This window comes from Propioniciclava sp. LT432, from assembly GCF_059515965.1.
Genome location: NZ_JCAKNE010000040.1, coordinates 1 through 24,527 on the forward strand (window position 1 = coordinate 1; position 24,527 = coordinate 24,527).

21 protein-coding genes are annotated in these 24,527 nt (G+C 67.6%); 12 read left to right on the forward strand and 9 right to left on the reverse strand.

Annotation, left to right across the window (positions count from 1 at the left end; genetic code table 11):
• The coding region (locus tag AC5YDV_RS17775) for an IS110 family RNA-guided transposase (RefSeq protein WP_496192544.1) at positions 1-891 on the reverse strand (891 nt) is incomplete at its 3' end.
• A 362-nt stretch (positions 892-1,253) separates the two neighbouring features.
• On the opposite strand from AC5YDV_RS17775, the gene AC5YDV_RS17780 reads away from it, so the two are divergent.
• Positions 1,254-2,549: an IS256 family transposase gene (locus tag AC5YDV_RS17780; RefSeq protein ID WP_496192546.1), complete on the forward strand. Its 1,296-nt coding sequence runs from the start codon at positions 1,254-1,256 to the stop codon at positions 2,547-2,549.
• 76 nt (positions 2,550-2,625) lie between these two features.
• Here AC5YDV_RS17780 and AC5YDV_RS17785 read toward each other — a convergent pair whose 3' ends face one another.
• The 6 genes from AC5YDV_RS17785 to AC5YDV_RS17810 form a co-directional block, all read right to left on the reverse strand.
• Positions 2,626-3,564 carry a COX15/CtaA family protein gene (locus tag AC5YDV_RS17785; RefSeq protein WP_496184992.1) on the reverse strand — a complete coding sequence of 313 codons (939 nt, stop codon included), beginning with the start codon at positions 3,562-3,564 and terminating at the stop codon, positions 2,626-2,628.
• Positions 3,552-4,340 (reverse strand): ABC transporter permease, encoded by a 789-nt coding sequence (locus AC5YDV_RS17790; protein WP_496184993.1) that lies wholly within the window; start codon positions 4,338-4,340, stop codon positions 3,552-3,554. Before AC5YDV_RS17790 ends, AC5YDV_RS17785 begins: the two co-directional genes overlap by 13 nt.
• Positions 4,337-5,044 (reverse strand): ABC transporter ATP-binding protein, encoded by a 708-nt coding sequence (locus AC5YDV_RS17795; protein ID WP_496184994.1) that lies wholly within the window; start codon positions 5,042-5,044, stop codon positions 4,337-4,339. The genes AC5YDV_RS17790 and AC5YDV_RS17795 overlap by 4 nt, the downstream gene beginning before the upstream one ends.
• A 36-nt stretch (positions 5,045-5,080) precedes the next feature.
• A complete protein-coding gene (locus tag AC5YDV_RS17800; protein ID WP_496185008.1) occupies positions 5,081-7,693 on the reverse strand; it encodes a sodium-translocating pyrophosphatase in 2,613 nt (870 codons plus the stop codon).
• 218 nt (positions 7,694-7,911) lie between these two features.
• Positions 7,912-10,395: a sodium-translocating pyrophosphatase gene (locus AC5YDV_RS17805; protein WP_496185009.1), complete on the reverse strand. Its 2,484-nt coding sequence runs from the start codon at positions 10,393-10,395 to the stop codon at positions 7,912-7,914.
• 233 nt (positions 10,396-10,628) lie between these two features.
• Complete coding sequence (locus tag AC5YDV_RS17810; RefSeq protein WP_496184995.1) at positions 10,629-11,612, reverse strand: hypothetical protein; 984 nt, start codon at positions 11,610-11,612, stop codon at positions 10,629-10,631.
• Between the two features lie 113 nt (positions 11,613-11,725).
• Here AC5YDV_RS17810 and AC5YDV_RS17815 point away from each other — a divergent pair, with 113 nt between their 5' ends.
• Positions 11,726-13,168: a hypothetical protein gene (locus AC5YDV_RS17815; RefSeq protein ID WP_496184996.1), complete on the forward strand. Its 1,443-nt coding sequence runs from the start codon at positions 11,726-11,728 to the stop codon at positions 13,166-13,168.
• 228 nt (positions 13,169-13,396) lie between these two features.
• Here AC5YDV_RS17815 and AC5YDV_RS17820 read toward each other — a convergent pair whose 3' ends face one another.
• The gene (locus AC5YDV_RS17820; protein WP_496184997.1) at positions 13,397-14,362 is read right to left on the reverse strand and encodes an IS110 family RNA-guided transposase; all 966 of its coding nucleotides are present in this window, start codon (positions 14,360-14,362) and stop codon (positions 13,397-13,399) included.
• A gap of 399 nt (positions 14,363-14,761) precedes the next feature.
• Here AC5YDV_RS17820 and AC5YDV_RS17825 point away from each other — a divergent pair, with 399 nt between their 5' ends.
• The 9 genes from AC5YDV_RS17825 (at position 14,762) to AC5YDV_RS17865 (ending at position 22,788) form a co-directional block, all read left to right on the forward strand.
• A complete protein-coding gene (locus tag AC5YDV_RS17825) occupies positions 14,762-15,442 on the forward strand; it encodes a helix-turn-helix transcriptional regulator (protein WP_496184998.1) in 681 nt (226 codons plus the stop codon).
• Positions 15,439-16,875, forward strand: a complete 1,437-nt coding sequence (sufB, locus tag AC5YDV_RS17830) for a Fe-S cluster assembly protein SufB (RefSeq protein ID WP_496184999.1) — start codon at positions 15,439-15,441, stop codon at positions 16,873-16,875. Before AC5YDV_RS17825 ends, sufB begins: the two co-directional genes overlap by 4 nt.
• A 25-nt stretch (positions 16,876-16,900) precedes the next feature.
• Positions 16,901-18,079 (forward strand): Fe-S cluster assembly protein SufD, encoded by a 1,179-nt coding sequence (gene sufD, locus AC5YDV_RS17835; protein ID WP_496185000.1) that lies wholly within the window; start codon positions 16,901-16,903, stop codon positions 18,077-18,079.
• A complete protein-coding gene (locus tag AC5YDV_RS17840) occupies positions 18,076-18,429 on the forward strand; it encodes a non-heme iron oxygenase ferredoxin subunit (protein ID WP_496185001.1) in 354 nt (117 codons plus the stop codon). The genes sufD and AC5YDV_RS17840 overlap by 4 nt, the downstream gene beginning before the upstream one ends.
• 5 nt (positions 18,430-18,434) lie before the next feature.
• Positions 18,435-19,199 (forward strand): Fe-S cluster assembly ATPase SufC, encoded by a 765-nt coding sequence (gene sufC, locus AC5YDV_RS17845; protein ID WP_496185002.1) that lies wholly within the window; start codon positions 18,435-18,437, stop codon positions 19,197-19,199.
• A complete protein-coding gene (locus AC5YDV_RS17850; protein WP_496185003.1) occupies positions 19,192-20,523 on the forward strand; it encodes a cysteine desulfurase in 1,332 nt (443 codons plus the stop codon). The genes sufC and AC5YDV_RS17850 overlap by 8 nt, the downstream gene beginning before the upstream one ends.
• Positions 20,520-20,969, forward strand: a complete 450-nt coding sequence (gene sufU, locus AC5YDV_RS17855; RefSeq protein ID WP_496185004.1) for a Fe-S cluster assembly sulfur transfer protein SufU — start codon at positions 20,520-20,522, stop codon at positions 20,967-20,969. Before AC5YDV_RS17850 ends, sufU begins: the two co-directional genes overlap by 4 nt.
• Complete coding sequence (locus tag AC5YDV_RS17860) at positions 20,966-21,358, forward strand: metal-sulfur cluster assembly factor (RefSeq protein WP_496185005.1); 393 nt, start codon at positions 20,966-20,968, stop codon at positions 21,356-21,358. The genes sufU and AC5YDV_RS17860 overlap by 4 nt, the downstream gene beginning before the upstream one ends.
• A gap of 236 nt (positions 21,359-21,594) precedes the next feature.
• The gene (locus AC5YDV_RS17865) at positions 21,595-22,788 is read left to right on the forward strand and encodes a Mur ligase family protein (protein ID WP_496185006.1); all 1,194 of its coding nucleotides are present in this window, start codon (positions 21,595-21,597) and stop codon (positions 22,786-22,788) included.
• A 104-nt stretch (positions 22,789-22,892) separates the two neighbouring features.
• Here the strand turns inward: AC5YDV_RS17865 and AC5YDV_RS17870 are convergent, their stop codons facing one another.
• Positions 22,893-23,054, reverse strand: a complete 162-nt coding sequence (locus AC5YDV_RS17870; RefSeq protein ID WP_496185007.1) for a hypothetical protein — start codon at positions 23,052-23,054, stop codon at positions 22,893-22,895.
• A 182-nt stretch (positions 23,055-23,236) separates the two neighbouring features.
• On the opposite strand from AC5YDV_RS17870, the gene AC5YDV_RS17875 reads away from it, so the two are divergent.
• Positions 23,237-24,427 carry an integrase catalytic domain-containing protein gene (locus AC5YDV_RS17875; protein WP_496182577.1) on the forward strand — a complete coding sequence of 397 codons (1,191 nt, stop codon included), beginning with the start codon at positions 23,237-23,239 and terminating at the stop codon, positions 24,425-24,427.
• The last annotated feature ends 100 nt before the right edge of the window (positions 24,428-24,527 follow it).

Here is a 24,527-nt window from a genome sequence, read left to right on the forward strand (position 1 = left end):
GACCTTGACCATGTGGTGCAGGGCGGCGTTGGCTTGCCGGTCGCCTCCTCGGCTGAGGCGATGCCGGTCGGTGCGTCCTGAGGAGACGGGGATGGGGGCGGTTCCGCACAGGGCGGCGAAGGAGGCAGACGAACGGAGTCGGTCTGGGTTCTCGCCTGCGGTGAGGAGGAGTTGCGCGCCGATGGCTGGGCCGACGCCCTTGATGGCCATCAGGGCTGGGTTGGCGCGGCGGGCGCGGCGCAGGATTCGTTCGTCGAGCTGGCTGATCTCATCGGCGAGGGCACGGTGTCGTCGAGCCAGCGTGCGTAACGCGTGCATGGTGTCGGCGTCGTCGCTGTTGTGGAGTTGGTCGGGTCTGCTGTCGTGCAGGGTGGTGAGGAGTTTCGCCTCGGGCAGTCCTCGGTAGCGGTCCCGCAGTTCGGGGCGGGTGTTGACCAGAAGGGCGTTGATCTGCCGCCAGGCGGCCTGCTGGGCCTTGACCGCGGATCGGCGGGCGATGTTGAGCGCACGGAGGGGTTCGATACTGGGATTCTTCGGGCTGGTGGTGGCCTCACCCGACAAGACCGAGCGAGCAGCTCGGTAGGCGTCGAGCGGATCGCTCTTGCCCTGCTTGCGCTTATCTGCTGGGCGGGTGCGGTTGACCTCGATCACCTGGATCCCGGCAGTGAGGAGTTCAGTGGTGATGCCCACCCCGTAGCTGGAGGTGCCCTCCACGCCGACGCTGTCCAGGGGCCCTCGCTCGATGAGCCAAGCAACGGCTCGTCGGTAGCCGGCCACGGTGGTGGGGAACTCCCGATCGGCCACGGGTTGGCCGATCCCGGTGATCACCGCGACGTGGATCGTGTCGCTGTGCGAATCGACGCCACCCACATTGTTCTGTTGGTTTGTCATGATGGTGCTGCCCTTCCTTGCCGATGGGTTCGGCGCCGGCCGGGCCGGTCAGACAGGACTCACACCAGATCCCGTGCGATGGGTCAGGCTCGTATTAGGTCATGGCCCGACCGGCCGGTGCCGCTAGCTGCGCGAGGGTCGGACGGATCACTCCATCGGCAACCCAGCAGGGTGCCAGTCAGACGTAGGGTCACGACCCCCGCGCAGTCATACCAGCATGTAAGTCAGATGGTCTGTGTGGGAGGGGTCCCTGACTCAAGGGAGTAGAGACTGTGACGATGACGACGAACGACGAGACTGTGTCGGGTCCGTTCGGGCCGCTGGAGGGTGCTCGCCCGTCAGCGCGTGAGGCGATCCAGGACATGTTGGATGCCGGCCTGCTGGACGACTTGATGGGCCGGATCGATGAGGGCGCCCTGCAGCTGACCGGCGAGGGCGGGTTCATCCCCGAAATGATCAAGGCCGTTCTCGAGCGCGGATTGGGCGCCGAGTTGACCTCCCATTTGGGATACGCCAAGGGCGACCCGGCGGGTCGGGTGTTGCCGAATTCCCGGAATGGGACCACCCCGAAAACGGTGCATTCCGAGGTCGGGTCGATACCGTTGGACATCCCCCGGGACCGGCACTCGACCTTCGAGCCCCGGCTGGTGCCCAAGGGCGAACGGCAGGTCGGCGGGCTGGCCGACATGATCATCAGCCTGTACGCGGGCGGGATGACGATCCGTGACATCCAGGCCCACCTCGCGCGCACGATCGGCACCGAGCTGTCCCATGAGACGATCAGCAAGATCACCGACGCCGTCCTCGATGAGGTCAAGGCGTGGCAGTCCCGGCCGTTGGACCCGGTCTACCCGGTCATCTACCTCGATGCGCTGGTGGTCAAGGTCCGCGACAGCCACCAGGTCCGCAACAAGGCCGCCCACATCGCGGTCGGGATCGATCTGGACGGCGTGAAACACGTACTCGGGATCTGGGTCCAGACCAGCGAGGGCGCCAAGTTCTGGGCCGGTGTGCTGGCCGAGCTCCGCAACCGCGGCATCACCGACACGCTCATCGTGTGTTGCGACGGGCTGACCGGGTTCCCCGAGGCCATCGAAGCCACCTGGCCGCGCGCGATCGTGCAGACCTGCACGGTGCACCTGATCCGCGCGTCGATGCGGTTCGTGTCCTACACCGACCGCAAGCGGGTCGCCGCGGCCCTACGGCCGGTCTACACCGCCCCCACGGTCGAGGCCGCCGAGACAGCCTTGTTGGAGTTCGCAGGCAGTGACCTGGGTCGTAAGTACCCCGCCACCGTCGCTACCTGGGAGAACGCGTGGGAAAGGTTCATCCCGTTCCTGGAATTCCCACCCGAAGTGAGACGGATCATCTACACGACGAATGCGATCGAATCGCTGAACTACCAGCTACGCAAGATCATCAAGAACCGCGGCCATTTCCCCAACGACGACTCCGTCGTGAAACTGTTGTGGCTGGCGATCCGTGACATCGAGGACAAGCGAGCCCGAGCACGCGCCAAGGAAGCCGGCAAACCCAAGGGCGAGTCCCGCACCGCACCGGGCTACCTCGTAGAAGGCGCCACCACCCAAGGCTGGAAGGCCGCCCTCGGCGCCCTCCTCATCGCCTTCCCCGACCGACTCAACAACCACATCAACTGAAAGTGAACCGACCCACTCACACACAGACAACTTGACAGGCTCGAGCCCTCGGCGCTAGGAAGCCGAGCCCTCGGCGCTAGGAAGCCGAGCCCTCGGCGCTTCGAACCCGAGCCCTCGGCGCTTCCGCGGCCCCAGCCGCCGGCGACCCCGCGCCCAGCCCTGCGTAGGTCGTCGCGTTCCAGGCGTGGCCGAGGGCCACGACGAAGAGGGTGGTCCCGATCATGTGGAGCAGCACCAGGACCGTCGGCAGGTGGGTGAAGTACTGGACGTAGCCGATGACCCCTTGCAGCAGTTCGGTCGCCAGCAGCGCCAGCCACACCCGGCGGAGGCGGGCGTCCGACCAGGCCCACAGGAGACCCAGCACGGTCAGCGCGACCAACGCCCACACCGACCAGGCGTGGATCTTGGCGGTCCACTCGGGGCTGAAGCCGTTGCGGGTCGCGGCGCCGTCGCCCGAATGCGGCCCCGAACCGGTGACGACCACACCCAGCGCGACGACGACCATGCCCAACAGGAACACGAGCCGGGTGAGGGCGTAGAGGCGTCCGGACGCCGGCGCCGGCTCACGCCCGTACGCGAGGCGGACCATCTCGAGGGTGATCAGGATCAACGCGACGGACGCCACCATGTGGAGGCCCACGACCCAAGGATCCAGCTGCGTCAACACGGAGACCCCGCCGATGACCGCCTGCGCGATGATGCCCAGACCCACGCCGATCGACAGCTCGAACAGGCGCAGGGGCGCCACCCGACGGCGGAACGCCCGCCACGCCACGATGGCCGTGGCCAGCGCGATCGCCGCCAGGACGAACGTCAGCAGGCGGTTGCCGAACTCGATGGCGCCGTGGAGGCCGTCCTCGGGACGGGCGACGTAGCTGCCGGGCTGGCATTCCGGCCACGTCGCGCACCCCAGGCCCGACTTGGTGAGGCGGACGAGGGCGCCGGTCCAGATGATCGCCATGTTGGCGACGAGGTTGGCGACGGTGAGGCGGCGCAGGAGGGTCACGAGGTCCATCGGAAGGCCTTTCGGGCGACGAGCAGGGCGACGACCGCCCAGATGGCGAGGATCAGGAGGGGGAGCGCGCCCGCCGACCCGACCGAGGCGTCCCGGAGGGTCTCGCCGAGGGCTCCGAACGGGGTCAGCCGCAGCGGCCATTCCGCCCACGTCGGGTAGGAGCTGACCGGCAGCACGAGGGCGCCACCCGCTGCGACGGCCAGGTAGATGAGATTGGCGATCGCCAGCGTCGCCTCGGCTCGGAGGCGTCCGGCCAGGGCCAGCGCGAACCCGGCGAAGGTCACCAGCGCGAGCAGGGACGCCACCACAGCGATCCCCAGCGACAGCGCGTCCAGCACCGGACGCCAGCCCAGCACCGCCGCGATGATCGCGAGCACCAGCACCTGCGCGGCGGCCACGCCCGCGGTGGCGAGGGCCTTGCCGGTGATCAGGTCGCCCCGGGTGAGCGGTGTGGCCACCAGGCGTTCCAGGACGCCGTAGCGGCGTTCGAAGGCGGTGTTGATCGCCAACGACGTGAAGGAGGTCGACCACAGGGCCAACGCGAGGACCGACGGGGGCAGCAGCGCCGGGTCCAGGCCGATCCGGTCGCCGAGGAACATGCCCGCCACGAGCACCGCGACCGGGATCACCAGCGCCAGCAGCAACTGCTCGCCGTTGCGCAGGAGCAGCGTCGCCTCGGTGCGAGCATGGCTCAGGACGCGCTCGGTGCGGGGCGCCGGCGCAGGGGCGGGGGAGAGGTCCAGGGTCTGGTTCCCCGAGTCGGGCGAGGTGCTCATGCGTCCGCCCTCGTGTTCCGCAGGAAGACGTCCTCCAGGGACGCCTCGGCGGTCAGTTCCGCGACGGTCCCGCTGATGGTGATGCGGCCGGCGTCCATGATCCAGACGTGGTCAGCGAGCTGGGCCGCCTCGTCCATGGCGTGCGTGGTCAACAGGACGCCGACGCCGGCGTCCGCCAACTGCCGGATGACCGCCCAGGTGCGGCGACGGGCGTGGGGATCCATGCCGGCGGTGGGCTCGTCCAGCAGGACGAACTCGGGGCGTCCGATGAGCGCGCCCGCGAGGTTGACGGCCTGCTGCTGTCCGCCGGAGAGCCGGCGGTACGGCGTGTCGGCGAAGTCGCCGAGGTGGAGCGCGTCGATGAGCGCGTCGACGGGCTGGGGGTTGGCGTACAGGCTGGCGAGGTAGCGCAGCAGTTCGCGTGGGCGGATGCCGGACCATGCGCCGGTCGACTGGGGCATGAGGCCGAGCCGAGCCAGCGCGTGCGGGTCGCCGGGCCGGCGGCCGAGCACGGACACGTCGCCGGATGAGGCCTTCACGAGGCCGGTCACGGCCCGGATCGTGGTGGTCTTGCCGGCTCCGTTGGGGCCGAGCAGCGCGGTCACGGCGCCCGGGGCGGCGGTGAAGCTCAGGCCGTCCAGTACGCGCTTGTCGCCGAAGGCCAACTCAACCCCGCTGAGGGCGAGCGCGGCGGCAGTGGACATGCCGGGCAGTCTAGCTGCGTCGCGATGCGACTCCCGTCAGAGGCCCGGCTTGCCCACCGTGTGCACGTTCACGCCGCCCCGGGTGACGTCCACGGGGTCGTCCGACGGGTCGTTGTCCGACCGGACAATCGCCACCGGGCCATCCGCAGGGTCGTCCGACGGGACGTCCTCGCTCGGCGCGATGTCGACCTCGGTGGTGGTGCCGGTGTCGATCCGCATGGCGTAGTACGAGCGCCACATGAACAGCAGCGCCGCGAGGAAGGACGCCACGGCCAGCACCGCGACCAGCACGTGGTTCTCCGAGTCGCGCAGGGAGACGCCCAGTTCGACGGCCAGCAGGCCGAACAGCGTGGTGAACTTGATGACCGGGTTCAGGGCCACGGACGAGGTGTCCTTGTAGGGGTCGCCGACGGTGTCGCCCACGATGGACGCGTCGTGCAGTGGCGTCCCCTTGGCGTCCAGGTCGACCTCGACGATCTTCTTGGCGTTGTCCCAGGCGCCGCCGGCGTTCGCCATGAAGATCGCCTGGTAGAGGCCGATGATCGCGATCGAGACCAGGTAGCCGATGAAGAAGAACGGGTCGGTGAACGCGAACGCCAAGGTGGCGAAGAACACGCCCAGGAAGATGTTGAACATGCCCTTCTGCGCGTACTGGGTGCAGATCTCCACCACACGCTTCGAGTCGGCCACGGACGCCTTGGTCACCCCGTCCAGCTTGATGTGGTCGGCGATGAAGCCGACCGCGCGGAACGAGCCCGTGGTGACGGCCTGGATGGACGCCCCGGCGAACCAGTGGATCACCGCGCCGCCCATGATCAGCCCCAGCAGGAAGGGCGCGTACAGCAGGCTGAGCTTGTCGATGTTGGCGGTCATGCCCGAGGTGAGCAGCATCATGATCGAGAAGATCATGGTGGTCGCGCCGACGACGGCCGTGCCGATGAGGACGGGCTTCGCGGTCGCCTTGAACGTGTTGCCGGCGCCGTCGTTGAGCTCCAGCAGGTGCTTGGCATGTTCGAAATCGGGCGTGAAGCCGTGGTCTCGCTTGATCTCCTGGGAGATGTCGGGGAGGTCCTCGATGGTGGAGAGCTCGTAGATCGACTGGGCGTTGTCGGTGACCGGGCCGTAGGAGTCGACCGCGATCGTCACCGGGCCCATGGCGAGGAACCCGAACGCGACGAGCCCGAACGCGAACACCCCGGGGGCGACCATGATGGCGCCGAGGCCGAGCATGGACAGCAGGTAGGCGACGGTCATGAGGGCGACGATCGCCATGCCGAGCCACAGCGCCGAGAAGTTGCCCGCGACCAGGCCGGACAGGATGTTCAGCGAGGCTCCGCCGCGCTTCGACGACTCCACGATGTCCTGGACGTGGCGGCTCTTGACGGAGGTGAACACCTTGACGATCTCCGGGATGAGCGCGCCGGCGAGGGTGCCGCACGACATGATCGCCGCGAGCTTCCACCACAGGGTGCCGTCGCCGAGGTCGGCGATGAGGAGCCACGACACCCCGAAGGTCGCCAGGATCGAGATGCCCGAGGTGATCCAGACCAGCTCGGTCAGGGGGCGCTCGAAGTCGAAGTGGTCGGAGTTGTCGTGGGCCCGCTTGGTGATGGCCGAGCTGATGAAGTAGCTGACGAGCGAGGCGGCGATCATCGTCGCGCTGACCGTGAACAGCCACACGAGCAGGGTCGCCTGGGTTGCGGGGATGGCGTCCGGGCCGAGCAGTTGGCCGCCCACCGCCAGCATGATGAAGGTGACCAGCGCGACGCTGGTGACGCCGTAGGTCTCGAAGCCGTCGGCGGACGGTCCGACGGAGTCGCCGGCGTTGTCACCGGTGCAGTCGGCGATGACGCCGGGGTTGCGGGCATCGTCCTCCTTGATCTTGAAGGCGATCTTCATGAGGTCGGAGCCGATGTCGGCGATCTTGGTGAAGATGCCGCCGGCGATGCGCAGCGCGGACGCGCCCAGCGACTCGCCGATCGCGAAGCCGATGAAGCACGAGCCGGCGATCCCGGCGGGCAGCACCAGGAGGATGAGCAGCAGGATGAGCAACTCGAGGCTGATCAGGACGGTGCCGATGCTCATGCCGGAGCGCAGCGGGATCTGGTGCAGCGGGAAGGGGCGTCCGCGCAGCGAAGCGAACGTGGTGCGCGAGTTGGCGAAGGTGTTGACGCGGATCCCGAACCAGGCGATTCCGTAGCTGCCGGCCATGCCGAGCAGGCTGAACGCGAGGATGACCAGCGACTGGCCCAGCGGCGTCCCGACGAGGAACTGGAAGTACACGAAGATCACCGACGCCGTGAACGCCCACAGGATCATCAGGAACTTGCCCTGCTGCTTGAGATACGCCTGACAGGTCGTGTAGATCAGCTCGGACACCTCACGCATCGCCGCGTGCACCGGCAGTCGGCGCAACCCCAGGAAGCTCCACAGGCCGAAGGCGAGACCGAGCAGGCTCATCACGATCCCGAACAGCAGCACCGTGCGGCCGTCCACGGCCCCGCCGAAGAAGGTGGCCAGCGACAGGTCGGGCAGGTGCAGGTTCGCCTCTCCACCGGCCGGACGCGCTGCGCCACCGCCTTGGGCGGTGGTCGAGCACCCCGCCAGGGCCAGTCCGGCGACGCCGAGGAGCCCGAGCCGGCGGGCCACCCGACCGGGGCGTCCCGGTGTGCTGCGTGAGGAGGAATTGCTGCCCGGACGTCCGGGGATGCCTGCTGGAGCGGTCACGTGACCCCTTTGTGTGCGTCGTCGTTGGCGCGCAGCCGCCGTCGGCTGCTCAGGGAAGCACAATAAGGGGATGACTCCGGGGTCGGGCAAGCCAATTCGACCCCGGAGTTTTCACTTGTGGAAAGTGGTGGACCCCCGGTTCAGGCGTCCAAACGCTCGCGACGCTGCGCGAGGATGTCGGCCGCGGTGAGCATCGGCGCATCGATGCGCATCTTGTAGAACGAGCGCCACACGAACCAGGACGCCGCCACGAAGAACACCGCGGCGAGCACGTGCACCAGCGTGCCGTAACCGCTGGCCGTCAGGATCACGCCGAGTTCGACCGCGAGGAGGCCGAACAGGGTGGTGAACTTGATGACCGGGTTCAGCGCGACCGAACTCGTGTCCTTGTAGGGGTCGCCGACGGTGTCGCCGACGATGGACGCGTCGTGCAGGTCGGTGCCCTTGGCGTCCAGGTCGACCTCGACGATCTTCTTGGCGTTGTCCCAGGCGCCGCCCGCGTTGGCCATGAAGATGGCTTGGTAGAGGCCGAACAGGGCGATCGAAATCAGGTAGCCGATGAAGAAGTACGGCTCCAGGAATGCGAACGCGAGGGTGAAGAAGAAAACGCCGAGGAAGATGTTGAACATGCCGCGCTGGGCGTAGATCGTGCAGATCTCCACGACACGCTTGCTGTCCTCCTCGGACGCCCGCGTCGCGTTCTCGTCCAGGTGGATGTTGTCCTTGATGAACTCCACCGCCCGGAACGCGCCCGTGGTGACCGCCTGGATGGACGCGCCGGTGAACCAGTAGATGATCGCGCCACCCGTGATCAGGCCCAGCAGGAACGGTGCGTGCAGCAGGCTCAGCTTTCCGAGGTTCTCGGTCATGCCCAGCGTCAGGCCCATGATGATCGAGAAGATCATCGTGGTGGCGCCCACGACCGCGGTGCCGATGAGCACCGGCTTGGCGGTCGCCTTGAACGTGTTGCCGGCGCCGTCGTTCTCCTCGAGGAGCCGCTTCGCGCGGTCCCAGTCGGCGGTGAAGCCGAACTCGCGCTCGACCTCCTCGGTCACGTTGGGGACGTCCTCGATCTGCGACAGCTCGTAGACCGACTGGGCGTTGTCGGTGACCGGGCCGTACGAGTCGACGGCGATGGTGACCGGGCCCATGCCCAGGAAGCCGAAGGCGACCAGTCCGAACGCGAAGACCGCGGGGGCCTTCATGTCGTCGCCGAAGCCCAGGGCCGTGGCGATGCCGTACGCCACGCCCATCAGCGCGACGATGGCGATGCCCAGCCAGTACGCGGAGAAGTTGCCCGCGACCAGGCCCGACAGGATGTCGAGGGACGCACCGCCCTGGTTGGCCGACTTCACGACCTCCTGCGTGTGCTTGCTCTTGGTCGAGGTGAACACCTTCACCAACTCGGGGATGAGCGCGCCCGCGAGGGTGCCGCAGGAGATGATGATCGACAGCTTCCACCACGTGGTGCCGTCACCCAGGTGCGGGATGAGCAGTGCCGAGGTGGCGAAGGTGAGGACGATCGAGACGATGGACGTGATCCACACCAGGGAGGAGAGCGGGGCCTCGAAGTCCATCTCGTGGGCGTTCTCGTGGCGCGACCTGGTGATCGCGGCGTTGACGGCGTAGGAGACGCCCGAGGCGATGACCATGATCGCGCGGATGAAGAAGATCCACACCAGCAGGGACGCCTGAAGGACGGACTCGCTCGGCGGGATCGCCAGCATGATGAACGTGACCAGGGCGACGCCGGTGACGCCGTAGGTCTCGAAGCCGTCGGCGGACGGTCCGACCGAGTCGCCGGCGTTGTCACCGGTGCAGTCGGCGATGACGCCGGGGTTGCGCGCGTCGTCCTCCTTGATCTTGAACACGATCTTCATCAGGTCGGAGCCCACGTCGGCGATCTTGGTGAAGATGCCGCCGGCGATGCGCAGCGCGGACGCCCCCAGCGACTCGCCGATCGCGAAGCCGATGAAGCAGGACCCGGCGATCTCGGCGGGGAGGAACAGCATGATCGTGAGCATCATGAACAACTCGACCGAGATGAGCACCATGCCGACGCTCATGCCGGACCGCAGCGGGATCTGGTGCAGCGGGTACGGGCGACCACGCAGGGACGCGAACGCCGTGCGTCCGTTCGCGAAGGTGTTGACGCGGATGCCGTACCACGCGATGCCGTAGCTGCCGGCCATGCCGATGAGGCTGAAGCCCAGGATGATGAGGACCTGTCCCCAGCCGGAGCCGACCAGGAACTTGAAGTAGACGAAGATGACGCTGGCGATGAAGACCCACAGGATCATCAGGAACTTGCCCTGCTGCTTCAGATACGCCTTGCAGGTCTCGTAGATCAGCTCGGAGATCTCCCGCATCGCCTGGTGGACCGGCAGTTGCTTGAGCTTGCGGTAGCTGGAGATCCCGAAGGCGAAGCCGCCGAGGCAGACGACGAGGCCGATGAGCAGCAGGCTCCGGCCGTTGACGGCACCGCCCAGGAACGTCGCGGCCGCGAGGTCGGGGAGCTGGATGTTCGCCTCACCCCCGCCCGTGTGACCGGATGACGCCGAGGGGGGTGTCGCCGAACACCCGGCGACGGCGAGGAGGGTGAACAGGAGCAGGATCGGGGCCATCAGCCGGCGGGTTGCCACGGGTGATTCCTTCGTTCGTTCTGGACTGGGCGCGGGTGGCGCCGCTTGGAACACTACGCCTCGTAGTGGAGCTTTTTGGTCCGTTCCACAACTCCGCCGAGAGAACCCGCCGAGGGCTCGGGTTCGGTGCGCCGAGGGCTCGGGTTGGGGACGCCGAGGGCTCGGGTTGGGTGTGCCGAGGGCTCGGGTTGGGTGTGCCGAGGGCTCCACCGTCCTCACCGCCCGCGATTCCGGGGACGGCGGTGGTCGTGCGCTTCCGGACACATGCCGTGATCGACACGAATGTCACCGATGAACCGGCGGAGCGACTCCTCGATCGCGCCGGGCTCGTGCACGTCTTCGCTGATCCATCGGACGAAGTTGTTGCCGAGGGCTTCAATGCGTCCCTGCCGGAGGGCCTGTCGCGCCAAGACGTCCTCGGGCGTTTCGTCGGGTCTGACAAGCGTGGTCAGCTTCACCTTGCCATCGAACTCGCCCACGAGCTTGTGCTCGGGCCAGTAGAAGTCACTGCGCCCGAGGAACCGTCCTTGGGCATCGAAGAACTCGAACTGCAAGATCGGCAAGGGCAGGCCGGCCTGCAGGATCTTCGCTCGAACCAGCGACTCATAGGGTGATTCACTTCGTGGATCCGCCCTCAGCGCGGCTTCGGTGGAGTGGCGGCAACCGCGTCCTCCCTTGACCTCCAGCAGGAGAGACTGACGATCGCAGCCGAGGCGCAGGGCCGCGTCCGCGATGGCCAGGGCGGGGCCGAAGAAAGTTCGGCGCATGAGATCCGCAGCGGTGCGCGCCAGCGACGTCACCCGGAAGTTGTCGATTTCGGTCGTCTCGGGTGGCCTCAGCGGAGTCTTGTAGGTGTGCGAGGGCCCGGTCCGTTGTCCATGTCCGCCGTCGGTGTGCACTCGGTGCACGCGATCAAGGTCCGCGGAGAAGACCGGAAGACCATGGATCAGCGCCGCCGAGGAACGCGCGAAGTACGAGGTCGGACCCATGCGCGGGAGCGCCGCCCGCATGCGTTCGAGGTGGATGGCGTACGCGTCGTCAGGCGGATTGTCGAGAAAGTACCCGCGTCGGAGCTTCATCCTGACCAGAGCTCCGGCGGCGTCGTTCGGGTCGGCGGGGACATTGGAGAGCGAGTGCATGCCGGGACATTGGGCGGTGCGCCAGGTATCAGGGCGTTCAATTCGCCGGCCTGTGGACAACCGCCCGAGCCGAGCCCTCGGCGTCCCCAACCCGAGCCCTCGGCGTACCGAACCCGAGCCCTCGGCGCAGCGAACCCGAGCCCTCGGCGGGTCATGCATGGCAGGATCGCGCCGTGGATGAGAACGAACTCCTGTTGCGCCATGCCGAGCGCTGGGCGTCCGAACGGAAGCGTGCCCTGGACCGCGACCTCCTCGAGACCGCCTTGGACCTGCGCGCCACGCACGACGGCTGGGCGGCCAACCGGTGGCCTGCCAAGAGTGTCGAACACCTCATGCTCGTGCGCTGGCCGGCGCATGGTCCCGACTGCCCGGACGTCGGCGTCCTTGTGTCGACCCTCGACTCGTTCTGGCGGTTCCTGCGCTCGACGGGACGCATGGCGGGGGCGTCCGCGGAGCCTGCCGCGCTCCTGCGTGAGGCCAAGGCTGCGGGCAAACGCATGCCGGACGCCTGCGCGGACGCCTCCAACTACTCCTCGAGCAAGTCCCTGATGGCGTTCGGTCGCGAGATCGGCATCGACTTCGACGACGTTCCCGACATGGACGAGGCCAACGCGCGCCTGCAGCGCATCGTGGAGGCCTGGAACGCGCTCCCAGACGCCGAGCGCATGAGCCGATCGCCCGACGCCGGCTTCGCGGGCAGTCGCATGGGGAGTGCACTGTCGGACGCCGCGGGCTCGGTCCTGCGGTCGGGGGAGCTTCCGCCGGGCTGGAGCCTGCCCCGGCCGCCGCGTCTGGACGCCGACGCCTTGGATCGCGCGGGATTCGAGCCCGATGACGAGGGGAATCTCTATCCCTCCGACCCGGCGGAGAGTGCCCCCCACGTTCGCTCGGCCGGGTTCGTGGAGAAGGTTCTGGCCCTGGCCGAATGGATCGGCGAGGGGCGGGAGGTGACGGGGTCTGGCGTGCTGCGTCCCGCCGTGGCGCGGGAGGCCTACCGCGCGCTGGACCTGTGGCAGTGGGAGCGCGACTGGTACCAGGGTGGTGGTGGCTCGATCCCCGAGGACCCGGACGCCGAGGCGCTGCTTGCCCGGGCGACGCTGGAGTCATGGCGGAGCGCCGGGGACTGTCTGCCACTCGATCGACTCTGGTATCCGGCGGTTGAGAGCGGTCTCGTGGAGATTCGGGGCCGCAGGGCTGTGCCGGTCCCCACCGAGCCTGCTGATCCGGAGGCCTGGGTCCGGCTGGGACTGGAGCTGTTCGTCCGACTGTTGGAGCGAGCTGAGTACGACGCTGGCCCGCTGCTCGGTGTCCTGCTGCGCGTGAGCGAGCGTTACGGCGGGGCCGCCACCGAGCAGGAGTTGCGGGACATGTGGTGGAGGAGCGGCGCGAACTTCGCGGGTCCCTCGCGCGACGACGCTGACCCCATCTGGCGGGACATCAGCGACGCGCGCCTCGACCGCTGTCTTGCCCAGTTCGAGGACTGCGGGCTGTGGGTCCGCCGGCGTGGGGTGCTCGTGGGTACCCCGTTCGGCTGGGATGCGGCGCTGCTGAGCATGGCCCTCATGGACGCCGACGACCTCTCCGACGACCTCTCGCACGACTTCCCCGACGACTGATATGTGACCCTTTCTTGTCACGTGGTCGTGGCGAAGTGGTGTCCCCGGGTCTTGGGGACACCACTTCGCGGTTTGTTCACGGTGCCGGTTGGCGTTCGGCGTGGTCGTCGACGCGATGGTCAGACTGACATGCGCGGGTTGGTTACCGCTTGACGGGTTGTTCGGCAGGGGCGGAGCCGCTGGTCTGAGGACGAACCCCGGTGTGTGGGTTCACAGTCGAAACGCGGGTCACCCCAATACGCGTGCCAACCGGCGTGGTGAACGTTTGGTGGCCTGCCGGGCTACATGATGGCCAGCGTCCAGCCACCAGCCGGCCAGCTCGCGGGCGATCGCGGTGTTGGCGATCCCGGGCCGCTTGTGGCGGGCGTCGAAGTCGAGCCACCGTTCGTGGAGGCGTTTGTTGCCGGTGGACGCCTCGCCCGGTGCCAGACCCAGGAACGCGCCGATGCTGTTGCCGTCGAAGCGGGTCCAGTCGCCGACCTCGACCGCGAGCCCGAACCCGGTCAACGTGGCGATCCCCCTCAGGCAGCAGAGTCGGTTCACGATCGGGGTGAACTCGCTGTCGGCCGCCATGGCTTCGATCTGGTGGTCCAACTGGGTGCGGCGGGCGGCGGTGAAGATCACGTCCTCGAAGCAGGTGTCGAACGCGGCCTGGGTGCCGTACTGGTCGAACCGGATGCCACGCAGCCACCGCTGGTGGTCAGGGGTCCACGCATGGCCGCCGTTGTAGACGTGCCCGTGTCGCAGCAGCAGTTTCGACAGCCGGTGGCGGGCGGCCATCAGGTCGATGCGGGCGTGTTCGCGGGCGCGGACCAAGTCACGGGCGGCCTCCTCTGTGAGGCTGGGAACCCGCACCGCGGTGACCTCATCCATCCGCAACAGGCGCGCCAGCAACAGGGCATCCTTCGCGTCGGTCTTCACCCGATCCCCGGCGGGCCGGACGATCTTCGACGGAGCCGCCACCACACACCGGATCCCCGCGTTCGTGAGCGCTCGAGCGAGCCCGTAGCCGGTGGGTCCGGCCTCGTAGGTGACCGCCACCGGGCCGGGAAGGGCGTGGACCCACTCCAGGACCACCTTGTGCGACGGCACCAACCGAGCCGTCCTCGTCATGCCTGTCACGGTGTCGATCGCGGCCGCGACCACGCTCCGCGCGTGCAGGTCCAGCCCAACACTCGTACGCTCTGTAAACACCGGGGCCTCCTACGACTGTGGATAGGCCGACCAGGACCCGCTCCCGTTCGGTAACCCACGAACATGCGCGGCGAGGCCCCGGCCCGTCAACCCCCTCAACCCATCAGGGGCTGCTCATACCGTCTGAGGCTGGACGCCGAGGGCTCCGGTTCAGGACGCCGAGGGCTCCAACCCGAGCCCTCGGCGCAGCCAACCCGAGCCCTCGGCGCAGCCAACCCGAGCCCTCGGCGCAGCGAACCCGAGCCCTCGGCGCAGCCAACCCGAGCCCTCGGCGCAGCGAACCCGAGCCCTCGGCGCACCGAACCCGAGCCCTCGGCGTCCACTCCGTGACCCGCTGGTTTGCGTGGACCCAGATATTTGCAACAATGGGATTGCCTAATGCGACGGTGAGGAGGCGAGATGACGGATCTGACTTCGGGGGGGACGGATGTGCTCGTTGATGATGCCTCGACCCGGGATCGCGTGGCCCGGAGCATCCTCGAGCACGGACCCAGCACGGCGGCTGAGTTGGCCGAACGGCTCCAGCTCACCCCGGCGGCCGTGCGCCGGCACCTCTCCATCCTGACCGACACCGGGCACCTCGAGGCACGTGACCAGCGCGTCTACGGTCATCGGGGGCGTGGGCGTCCGGCCAAGGTGTTCGTCCTGACGGACGCCGGACGCGAGACGTTCCACCACTCCTACGACGACCTGGCGATCCGGGCCCTGCACTTCCTGCGCGAGGCCGGCGGGGCCAACGCGGTCACCGCCTTCGCCGAGAAGACGATGGACGAGGTCCGCCGCCGGTTCACCGCCGAGGGCGCGGAATACAGCACCCCCGCCGAGGCGTTGGCCGAGGTGCTGAACGAAGAGGGGTACGTCGCCAACCTGCAGCCGGTGGCGTCCGGCACCCAGCTCTGCCAGTACCACTGCCCGGTCTCGCACGTGGCGAAGGAGTTCCCCGAGCTCTGCGCCGCCGAAACCAGGTTGTTCTCCGAGCTGTTGGGCAGCCATGTCCAGCGGATCGCGACCATTGCCCACGGCGACGGGGTGTGCACGACGCACATCCCCCATCCTGTTGAGAGGAAGAAGGTCTCATGACCCAGACCCAGGCCCCAGGCCTCGGCGCCACCCAGGACGAGCACCTCGAAGCGCTGGGCAACTATCGCTTCGGGTGGCACGACACCGACACGGCAGGCACCAACGCGCGGCGTGGCCTCAACGAGGACGTCGTCCGTGACATCTCGGCCCGCAAGAACGAGCCGGAGTGGATGCTCGAGCGCCGCCTCCGCGGCCTCAAGCTGTTCGGGCGCAAGCCCATGCCCACGTGGGGCGCCGATCTCGGCGACATCGACTTCGACAACATCAAGTACTTCGTGAAGTCCACCGAGAAGCAGGCCCAGACGTGGGAGGACCTGCCCGAGGACATCAAGAACACCTACGACCGCCTCGGCATCCCGGACGCCGAGAAGCAGCGCCTCGTGGCCGGCGTCGCCGCGCAGTACGAGTCGGAGGTCGTCTACCACAAGATCAACGAGGAGCTCGAGCGCCAGGGCGTCATCTTCCTCGACACCGACACGGGCCTGAAGGAGCACCCGGAGCTCTTCGAGGAGTACTTCGGCACTGTCATCCCGACCGGCGACAACAAGTTCGCCGCCCTGAACACGGCCACCTGGTCCGGCGGTAGCTTCATCTACGTCCCCAAGGGCGTCCACGTGAGCATCCCGTTGCAGGCGTACTTCCGGATCAACACCGAGAACATGGGCCAGTTCGAGCGGACGCTGATCATCGCCGACGAGGGCTCCTATGTCCACTACGTCGAGGGCTGCACGGCGCCGATCTACAAGTCCGACAGCCTCCACAGCGCCGTCGTCGAGATCGTCGTCAAGAAGGGCGCCCGCGTCCGTTACACGACGATCCAGAACTGGTCGAACAACGTGTACAACCTGGTCACCAAGCGCGCCACCTGCGAGGAGGGCGCGACCATGGAGTGGATCGACGGCAACATCGGTTCCAAGGTCACCATGAAGTACCCGGCCGTCTGGCTGCTCGGCGAGCACGCCAAGGGCGAGACGCTGTCGATCGCGTTCGCGGGTGAGGGCCAGCACCAGGACACGGGCTCCAAGATGGTGCACGCCGCCCCGCACACGTCCAGCAGCATCATCTCCAAGTCCGTCGCCCGCGGCGGTGGGCGCGCGTCCTACCGCGGCCTCGTCGAGGTGCAGCCGAACGCCCACCACAGCGCGTCCAGCGTGAAGTGTGACGCCCTGCTGGTCGACACCATCAGCCGCTCGGACACGTACCCGTACGTGGACGTGCAGGTGGACGACGTGTCGATGGCCCACGAGGCCACCGTCTCCAAGGTGTCCGAGGACCAGCTGTTCTACCTGATGCAGCGCGGCATGGAGGAGGACGAGGCCATGGCGATGATCGTGCGTGGCTTCGTGGAGCCCATCGCGCGTGAGCTGCCGATGGAGTACGCCCTCGAACTGAACCGACTGATCGAGCTGCAGATGGAAGGAGCCGTGGGCTGACGCCCGCGCGGAGGACAAGAAGACTGTGACCATCACCGAAGTTCCCAACGTCGCCGGCGCGCTCGAATCGCTCGAGTCGCACCTGCATCCCCAGCCCAGCTTCGACCTGGCCGACCATCCCGTTCCCCAGGGGCGCGAGGAGGTGTGGCGGTTCACCCCGATCCGCCGCATCAAGGCCCTGCTCGAGGAGCGTCCGAACGAGGACCGCGAGGGCGATCCCGCCGTCGAGTTCACGCTCAACGTCCCCGACGGTGTCGAGACCTCGACGCTGGAGCGCGAGCAGGCCCCGCGCGGGAGCGTCCTCGTGCCGGGCGACCGTCCGGCCGCGCTGGCGGACGCCGGCTGCGAGAGCGCGCTGTACGTGCGCATTCCGGCCAACACCGAGCTGGCCGAGCCGATCCGGCTCGACATCGACGGGCGGGACGCCGTGCGCCGCAGCAACGCCGTCCACGTCATCGTGGCGGAGCCCAACTCCAAGGCGACGATCGTGTTCCGGCACACCGGCTCCACCCAGCAGCTGGAGAACGTCGAGATCGACGTCCGGGACGGTGCGAACGTCACGTTCGTGTCGTTGCAGGACTGGGCGGACGACACCCTGCACGCCGCGGAGCACACCGCCCGCGTCGGCAAGGACGCCACCTACCGCCACGTCAACGTGAGCTTCGGCGGCGACGTCGTCCGCATGCACACGAACGTGTACTACGACGGCCCCGGCGGCGTGGCGGAGCTGTTCGGCCTGTACTTCGCCGACGCCGGCCAGCACATCGAGCACCGCCTGTTCGTCGACCACAACGCCCCCCACACCAAGAGCAACGTCGACTACCGCGGCGCGCTCCAGGGGCAGGACGCCCACGCCGTCTGGATCGGCGACGTCGTGATCCGCAAGGTGGCCGAGGGCATCGAGACCTACGAGAGCAACAAGAACCTCGTGCTCAGCGAGGGCGCGCGCGCCGACTCGGTGCCGAACCTCGAGATCGAGACCGGCGAGATCGCCGGCGCGGGGCACAGCTCCACGACCGGACGTTTCGACGACGAGCAGTTGTTCTACCTGACCAGCCGGGGCATCGACCCGCTCGAGGCCAAGCGCCTGGTGGTCCTGGGCTTCTTCACCGACATCATCCGCCGCATCGGCATCGATGACGTCGAGGAGCGCCTGCTGGCCGAGGTCGAGCGCGAGCTCGCGGTGACGGTGAGCGCATCGTGAGCTGGCTCGTTGCCTGCAGCACCTCCGAGCTCGAGGACGACAAGCCGTTCTCGACGGAGGTCGGCGACGAGTTGGTGGCGATCGTCCAGCACGACGGCGAGCTGTTCGCCATCCGCGACGAGTGCAGCCACGGCCGCGTCATGCTGAGCCTCGGCGAGGTGGACGACCACACCATCGAGTGCTTCGCCCACGGCAGCCGCTTCGACCTGCGCACCGGTGAGGCCCTCGACCTGCCGGCCACCCAGCCGGTGCCGGTCTACCCCGTCCGGGTGGAGGGCGACGATGTGCTCGTCGACCTCGCCCATCCCGTTGACCCGAACGTCTACTCGCACAGCAACCAGGAGTCCTGAACACCATGTCCCTCGTCATCAACGACCTGCACGTCGACGTCCTCACCGAGGACGGTCCCAAGGAGATCCTCAAGGGCGTCAACCTGACGATCAACCCGGGTGAGGTCCACGCGATCATGGGGCCGAACGGGTCGGGCAAGTCGACGCTGGCGTACAGCCTCGCCGGTCACCCGAAGTACCGGATCACCTCCGGCACCGTTGCCCTCGACGGCGCCGACCTCAGCGAGATGAGCGTGGACGAGCGCGCCCGCGCCGGTCTGTTCCTCGCGATGCAGTACCCCGTCGAGGTGCCGGGCGTCTCGGTGGCCAACTTCCTGCGCACCGCGAAGACCGCGATCGACGGCGAGGCCCCGAAGGTCCGCACGTGGGTCAAGGAGGTCAACGAGGCCATGGGCCAGTTGGGCCTCGACGCGTCCTTCTCGGGCCGTTCCCTGAACGAGGGCTTCTCCGGTGGTGAGAAGAAGCGCGCCGAGATCGTCCAGCTGCAGCTGCTCAACCCGAAGTACGCGGTCCTCGACGAGACCGACTCCGGCCTCGACATCGACGCCCTGCGCGTCGTCGCCGACGGCGTGAACCGCTACACGGCCCAGGGTGACCGCGGCGTCCTGCTGATCACGCACTACACGCGCATCCTGAACTACATCAAGCCCGACTTCGTGCACGTCTACGTCGACGGCCGCGTCGTCACCGAGGGTGGCCCCGAGTTGGCGGCCAAGCTCGAGGAGACCGGCTACGACGCCTACATCGCGGCGGCGCGTGCGAATGCCTGACACCGAGTCCCTGGCGGCGGAGTGGCTGGGGGAGTCACAGGCTCCCGCGGCCGCCTTCGCGCTGCCGGGAATCGTCCGCGGTGACTTCCCGGTGCTGCAGCGGCACGTCAGTGGCCACCCGCTGGTGTACCTCGACTCCGCGAACACGTCGCAGAAGCCGCGCAGCGTGGTGGACGAGATGTCCAACCACCTGCTGCTGCACAACGCGAACGTGGCCCGGGCGATGCACACGCTGGGTGGCGAGGCGTCCGCGGCCTTCGAGGGCGGACGCGCCAAGGTGGCGTCCTTCATCGGGGCGCGCACCGAGGAGGTCGTCTTCACCAAGAACGCCTCCGAGGCGCTCAACCTCGCTGCGCACACGCTCGGTGACCACCTGAAGCTGGGCCCCGGCGACGAGGTGGTGGTCTCCGTGATGGAGCACCACTCGAACATCGTGCCGTGGCAGCTGCTCTGCCAGCGGACGGGCGCGACCCTGCGCTGGTACGACATCACCGACGACGGACGCCTCGACCTCGACTCGGCCGCGGCGTCCGGCCTGATCAACGAGCGGACGAAGGTCGTCTCGTTGACGTGGGTGAGCAACGTGCTGGGCACGATCAACCCGATAGGGCAGCTCGCCGAGCAGGCCCACTCCGTCGGTGCGGTGGTCGTGGTGGACGGCTCCCAAGCCGTCCCGCAGATTCCCGTCGACGTCGGCACCCTCCGTGCCGACCTCGTGGCGTTCACCGGTCACAAGATGCTCGGCCCGACGGGCATCGGCGTCCTGTGGGGTCGGTACGAGCTCCTCGAGAAGCTGCCGCCGTTCCTGGGTGGCGGCGAGATGATCGAGGTCGTCCGCATGGAGGGCTCCACGTACGCCCGTCCGCCGGCCCGCTTCGAGGCGGGGACGCCGCCGATCGCCGAGGTCATCGGGCTGGGCGCCGCCGTGGACTACCTGACCGCCATCGGCATGGACCGCATCGCGCAGCACGAGCACCTGCTCACCGCGTACGCGCTGGAGCAGTTGCAGCACGTCGACGGCCTGCGGATCCTCGGCCCCACCGAGGCCGTCGACCGTGGGGGAGCGATCTCGTTCACGCTGACCAGCGCGGACGGTTTCGACATCCACCCGCACGACGTCATGCAGCTCCTGGACAGCCGGGGTGTCGCCGTGCGCGGTGGGCACCACTGCGCGCGTCCCCTGCACCAGCGACTCGGCATCCAGGCGTCGACCCGGGCGTCCGTGTACCTGTACACGACCCCGGACGAGATCGACCTCCTCGTCGACGCGCTGGACCACACCCGCGACTTCTTCAGCGGGCACGGCCTCGGAGGGAAGCGATGAGCGTCGAACAGATGTACCAGGAGATCATCCTGGACCACTACAAGGCCAAGCACGGCTCCGGCCTGCGTGAGCCGTACGAGGCCGAGGTCACGCACGTCAACCCGTCGTGCGGCGACGAACTGCTCCTGCGCGTCCACCTGGACGGCGAGACGGTCGTCGACGTCGGCTATGACGCCATCGGCTGCTCGATCTCGCAGGCCTCGACGTCCGTCATGCACGACCTCGTGGTCGGCAAGACGGTGGACGATGCGCTCGAGATCGCCGCGGCCTTCAGCGAGATGATGCACAGCCAGGGCAACTACGAGCCCGACGAGGACGTCCTCGAGGACGCCGTCGCCTTCCTCGGTGTCGCCCAATTCCCCGCGCGCGTGAAGTGCGCCCTGCTGGGCTGGTCGGCCTGGAAGGACGCCGTCGCCCAAGCACTCACCCACAAGGAGGAGTCATGACCGACCAGACCCGCCCGTCCGACCTGGTGAAGGACACGTTCCCGGACGCCCCGGGCTCGGCCCCGGCCATCCAGGCCGACCGTCCGACCATCGAGGACCTCGAGGAGGCCATGCGTGACGTGGTCGACCCCGAGCTCATGGTCAACGTGGTCGACCTCGGCCTCGTCTACGGGATCCACCTCGACGACGAGAACAACGCCACGATCGACATGACGCTCACGTCCCCGACGTGCCCGCTGACCGACCGGCTGGAGTACGACACCCAGGTCGCCCTCGGCCCGCTGGTGAACTCGGCCACGATCAACTGGGTCTGGCTGCCGCCGTGGACGCTGGACAACATCACCGACGAGGGGCGCGAACAGCTCCGTGCGGTGGGTTACAACCTGTAGGTCTTCTTAGCGTCCATCCCTGAGCTCCCCATCGCCGCATCTACGAGTGTGCGCGTTGGGGAGTGCCGCTGTGTGTTCCGGCACACTCGGGCTGCGCTCAAGATGAGACGAGCGTGGCGGGGCGTGCCTGATCTCGCCGTATGGCCCTCCAGATCGCCGGTGGTTCTTAGTGTCGGAGTTCGCAAGTCGGTGGCAGCCTGCCACAATGGGGCGCTACCTACCTCAGGAGTTCAAAGATGGTCGAGCCGGTTTCCCCTCCACCCGATAGGCCGTTTGTCCTTGCCGTCACCGGGACCAACGGCAAGACAACGGTAAGTACCGTGACATTGCAGCTTCTTCGGGCGATTGGCTGGCGTGCGGCGGGCTACAGCTCACTCGGCATAAGTGACGTCGATGGAGTGCTTCACAAGCCCGTAGTGCGTAGATCAAACTCCTACCTTCCCCAGATGATCGAGTTTCAAGCTAGAGCCGGGGCGCAGGCGATGGCACTTGAGGCATTCGTTGGACTATTGGCTGACGGGTTGTTCGAGAACGTCGTGGTGGATATTGCAGTCTGCACGGGTCTCGAGTTGGACCATCTGGACGTTCACGGTTCGTCGGAGGCCTACTGGGCTGCGAAGCTGTCGCTGTTCGGGGAGCACCTCCGTCCCGACGGAGTTGCCATCATGCCCATTGACTGCGCCCAAGGAGATTTGGTCCGCGCAACCGTTGTCAGGCGAGGTGCTCGGCTCGTGACCGTTGGAGAAGGCGGTGACGTGCGCCTTGTGCGTGTGCGAAGTGATGCCTCCCGATTGGAGGGAGAGCTGGCCATCGGCGGGGACACATTTCCCGTGAGATTTCCGTTCACCGACAGCATCGCAGTGACCAACGCTCTATTGGCTGCCGTGGCCGTCATTGCCGTGGGGGGAAACCCGCAGGTGGTGGCTGCGGCCCTCGAGCGAGTGAGCCCACCTCCTGGCCGGCTCGAGGTGGTTGCGGAGGCCGGTGGCGTTGTCGCGATGGTTGACACCGCTCATAATCCCGGCGCCTTACGGACGGCATTACAGGCTGCTCGGGAACGAGCGCGTGGCCAGCTGTTCTTGGTCTTTGGGGCCGGCGGTGAGCGTGACCGTTCAAAGCGGCCCGTTATGGGTCAGCTGGCTGCGAACCTCGCGGATGTCGTTGTACTGACCGACGACAACCCGCGCCGCGAGTCACCGTCGCGCATTCGGGCCGAAGTGCGGGCAGGATGCCCGGGATGCATAGAGATCCCTCGACGTGACGATGCGATCGCGGCAGCCCTCCGAATGGCCCGCAGCGGTGATGTGGTTCTTGTTGCAGGCAAAGGTGATGAGACCGAGCAGGTCGTCGCCGGAGGTCGAATTTCTCACGATGATCGAGAGGTCATCCGTCGCATTATGTGCGCGGAGTCACCAGACTCTTCCGCCTAGAAGCTTCCTTCCACACGCTTTGCGTCGCATGGTGACGAGCATGCGTGGATCCAAAGACGGGCCCCGGGAGCGTCGCCGTCCCGGGGCCTGCTAAGGGTCGTCGATCAGCGGTTGCCGCTGTCGGGGTCGTAGCCGCTGTCGGGGTCGTAGCCGCTGTCGGGGTCGTAGCCGCTGTCGGGGTCGTAGCCGCTGTCGGGGTCGTAGCCGCCGTCGGCGCCATATCCGCTATCAGGGTCCCAACCACCATTGTGCGAATGGGGGGTCATCTCGCCTCCAAGCTAATAGGAACGGGTGGCTGTAATCTAAGCCGTCCAAGGTCACTAAAAGCAAGAAGGCGAGTTGACTCACCTAAGACCTCCGCTTCGAGGGGGTCGTTGCCTCAGGTGAGTTTCTCCGGTTCGGGGGTGTCGTTGCCTCGCGTAAGGGTCTCCGCCTGAACGATCCGGGGATGGAGCTGACCTTGAGCGAGCGCAGGGCTGTCACGGTGAAGAAGGCGTTGGCCTACAAGGGGGCGGACCGGGCCGGGAAGTCGCGGATCCTGGACGAGTTGGTCGAGTTGACGGGCTGGCATCGTGACTATGCGCGGGCGGCGTTACGGGAGGTGCTGGTCGTCAAACCGGTCCGGCCTCGCAAGCCGCGGTCGCGGGTCTACGGCGATGACCTGCTGCCCGCCCTGGTGCGCTGTTGGACCCTGTTGCGGGCGCCGGCGGGGAAGATCCTGGCGCCGTTCATGCCCGTGCTGGTGCCCCTGCTGCGGGTGGAGGGGGAGATCGTCTTGGACGACACCCAGGCCGAGTTGTTGGCCGGTATCTCGGCGGCCACGATCGACCGGATGCTCGCCGGGGAGCGGAAGCGGATGACGCTACGCGGCCGGACGCACACCAAGCCGGGGTCGTTGTTGAAACACCAGATCCCGATCCGCACGTTCGCTGACTGGGACGATGCGACGCCGGGGTTCGTCGAGATCGACCTGGTCGCCCACGACGGTGGGGTGGCCTCGGGTGAGTACTGCTACACGTTGACGATGACCGATGTGGCGACGGGGTGGACGGTGAACCGGTCGGTGCCGAACCGGGCCCGTCGGTGGGTGATCGAGGCCATCGACCACGCCGCCGGGATGTTCCCGTTCCCGATCGTGGGGATCGATTCCGACAACGGGTCGGAGTTCATCAACCACCACTTCCTGCACTACTGCGAGACCCGCAAGATCACGTTCACGCGCGGGCGGGCGGGGAAGAAGAACGACGGCTGTTACGTGGAGCAGAAGAACTGGGCCCGGGTGCGGGAGTTGGTCGGCTACTACCGGTACGACACCGACGCCGAGCTCGAGCTGCTGAACCGGATCTGGGCGTTGGATGACGCGTTCGCGAACTACTTCCTGCCCAGCCTGAAGCTGGCCTCCAAGCACCGCGACGGCGCCAAGGTCGTCAAGAAGTACCACCAGGCCGCCACCCCGCACCAGCGTGCCCTCGCCCACCCCGCGACCCGGAAACGGCCCGTGATCACGATGAACGCCCGGTTCAAGAAGCTTCGCCTCGGTGCCCTGCAACGCGAGATCCTCCACCACACCGGACGCCTCGAAGCCCTCGCCCAGGCCAAGGGCCGTACCGCCCGGCAACGCCGTGCCGCGACCGGCTGAACCGGAGGAGACACGTGAGGCAACGACTCCTGCCGAACCGGAGGTCACAGGTGAGGCAACGACCTAATCCATCCGGAGGTATTGACATGAGGCATCACGG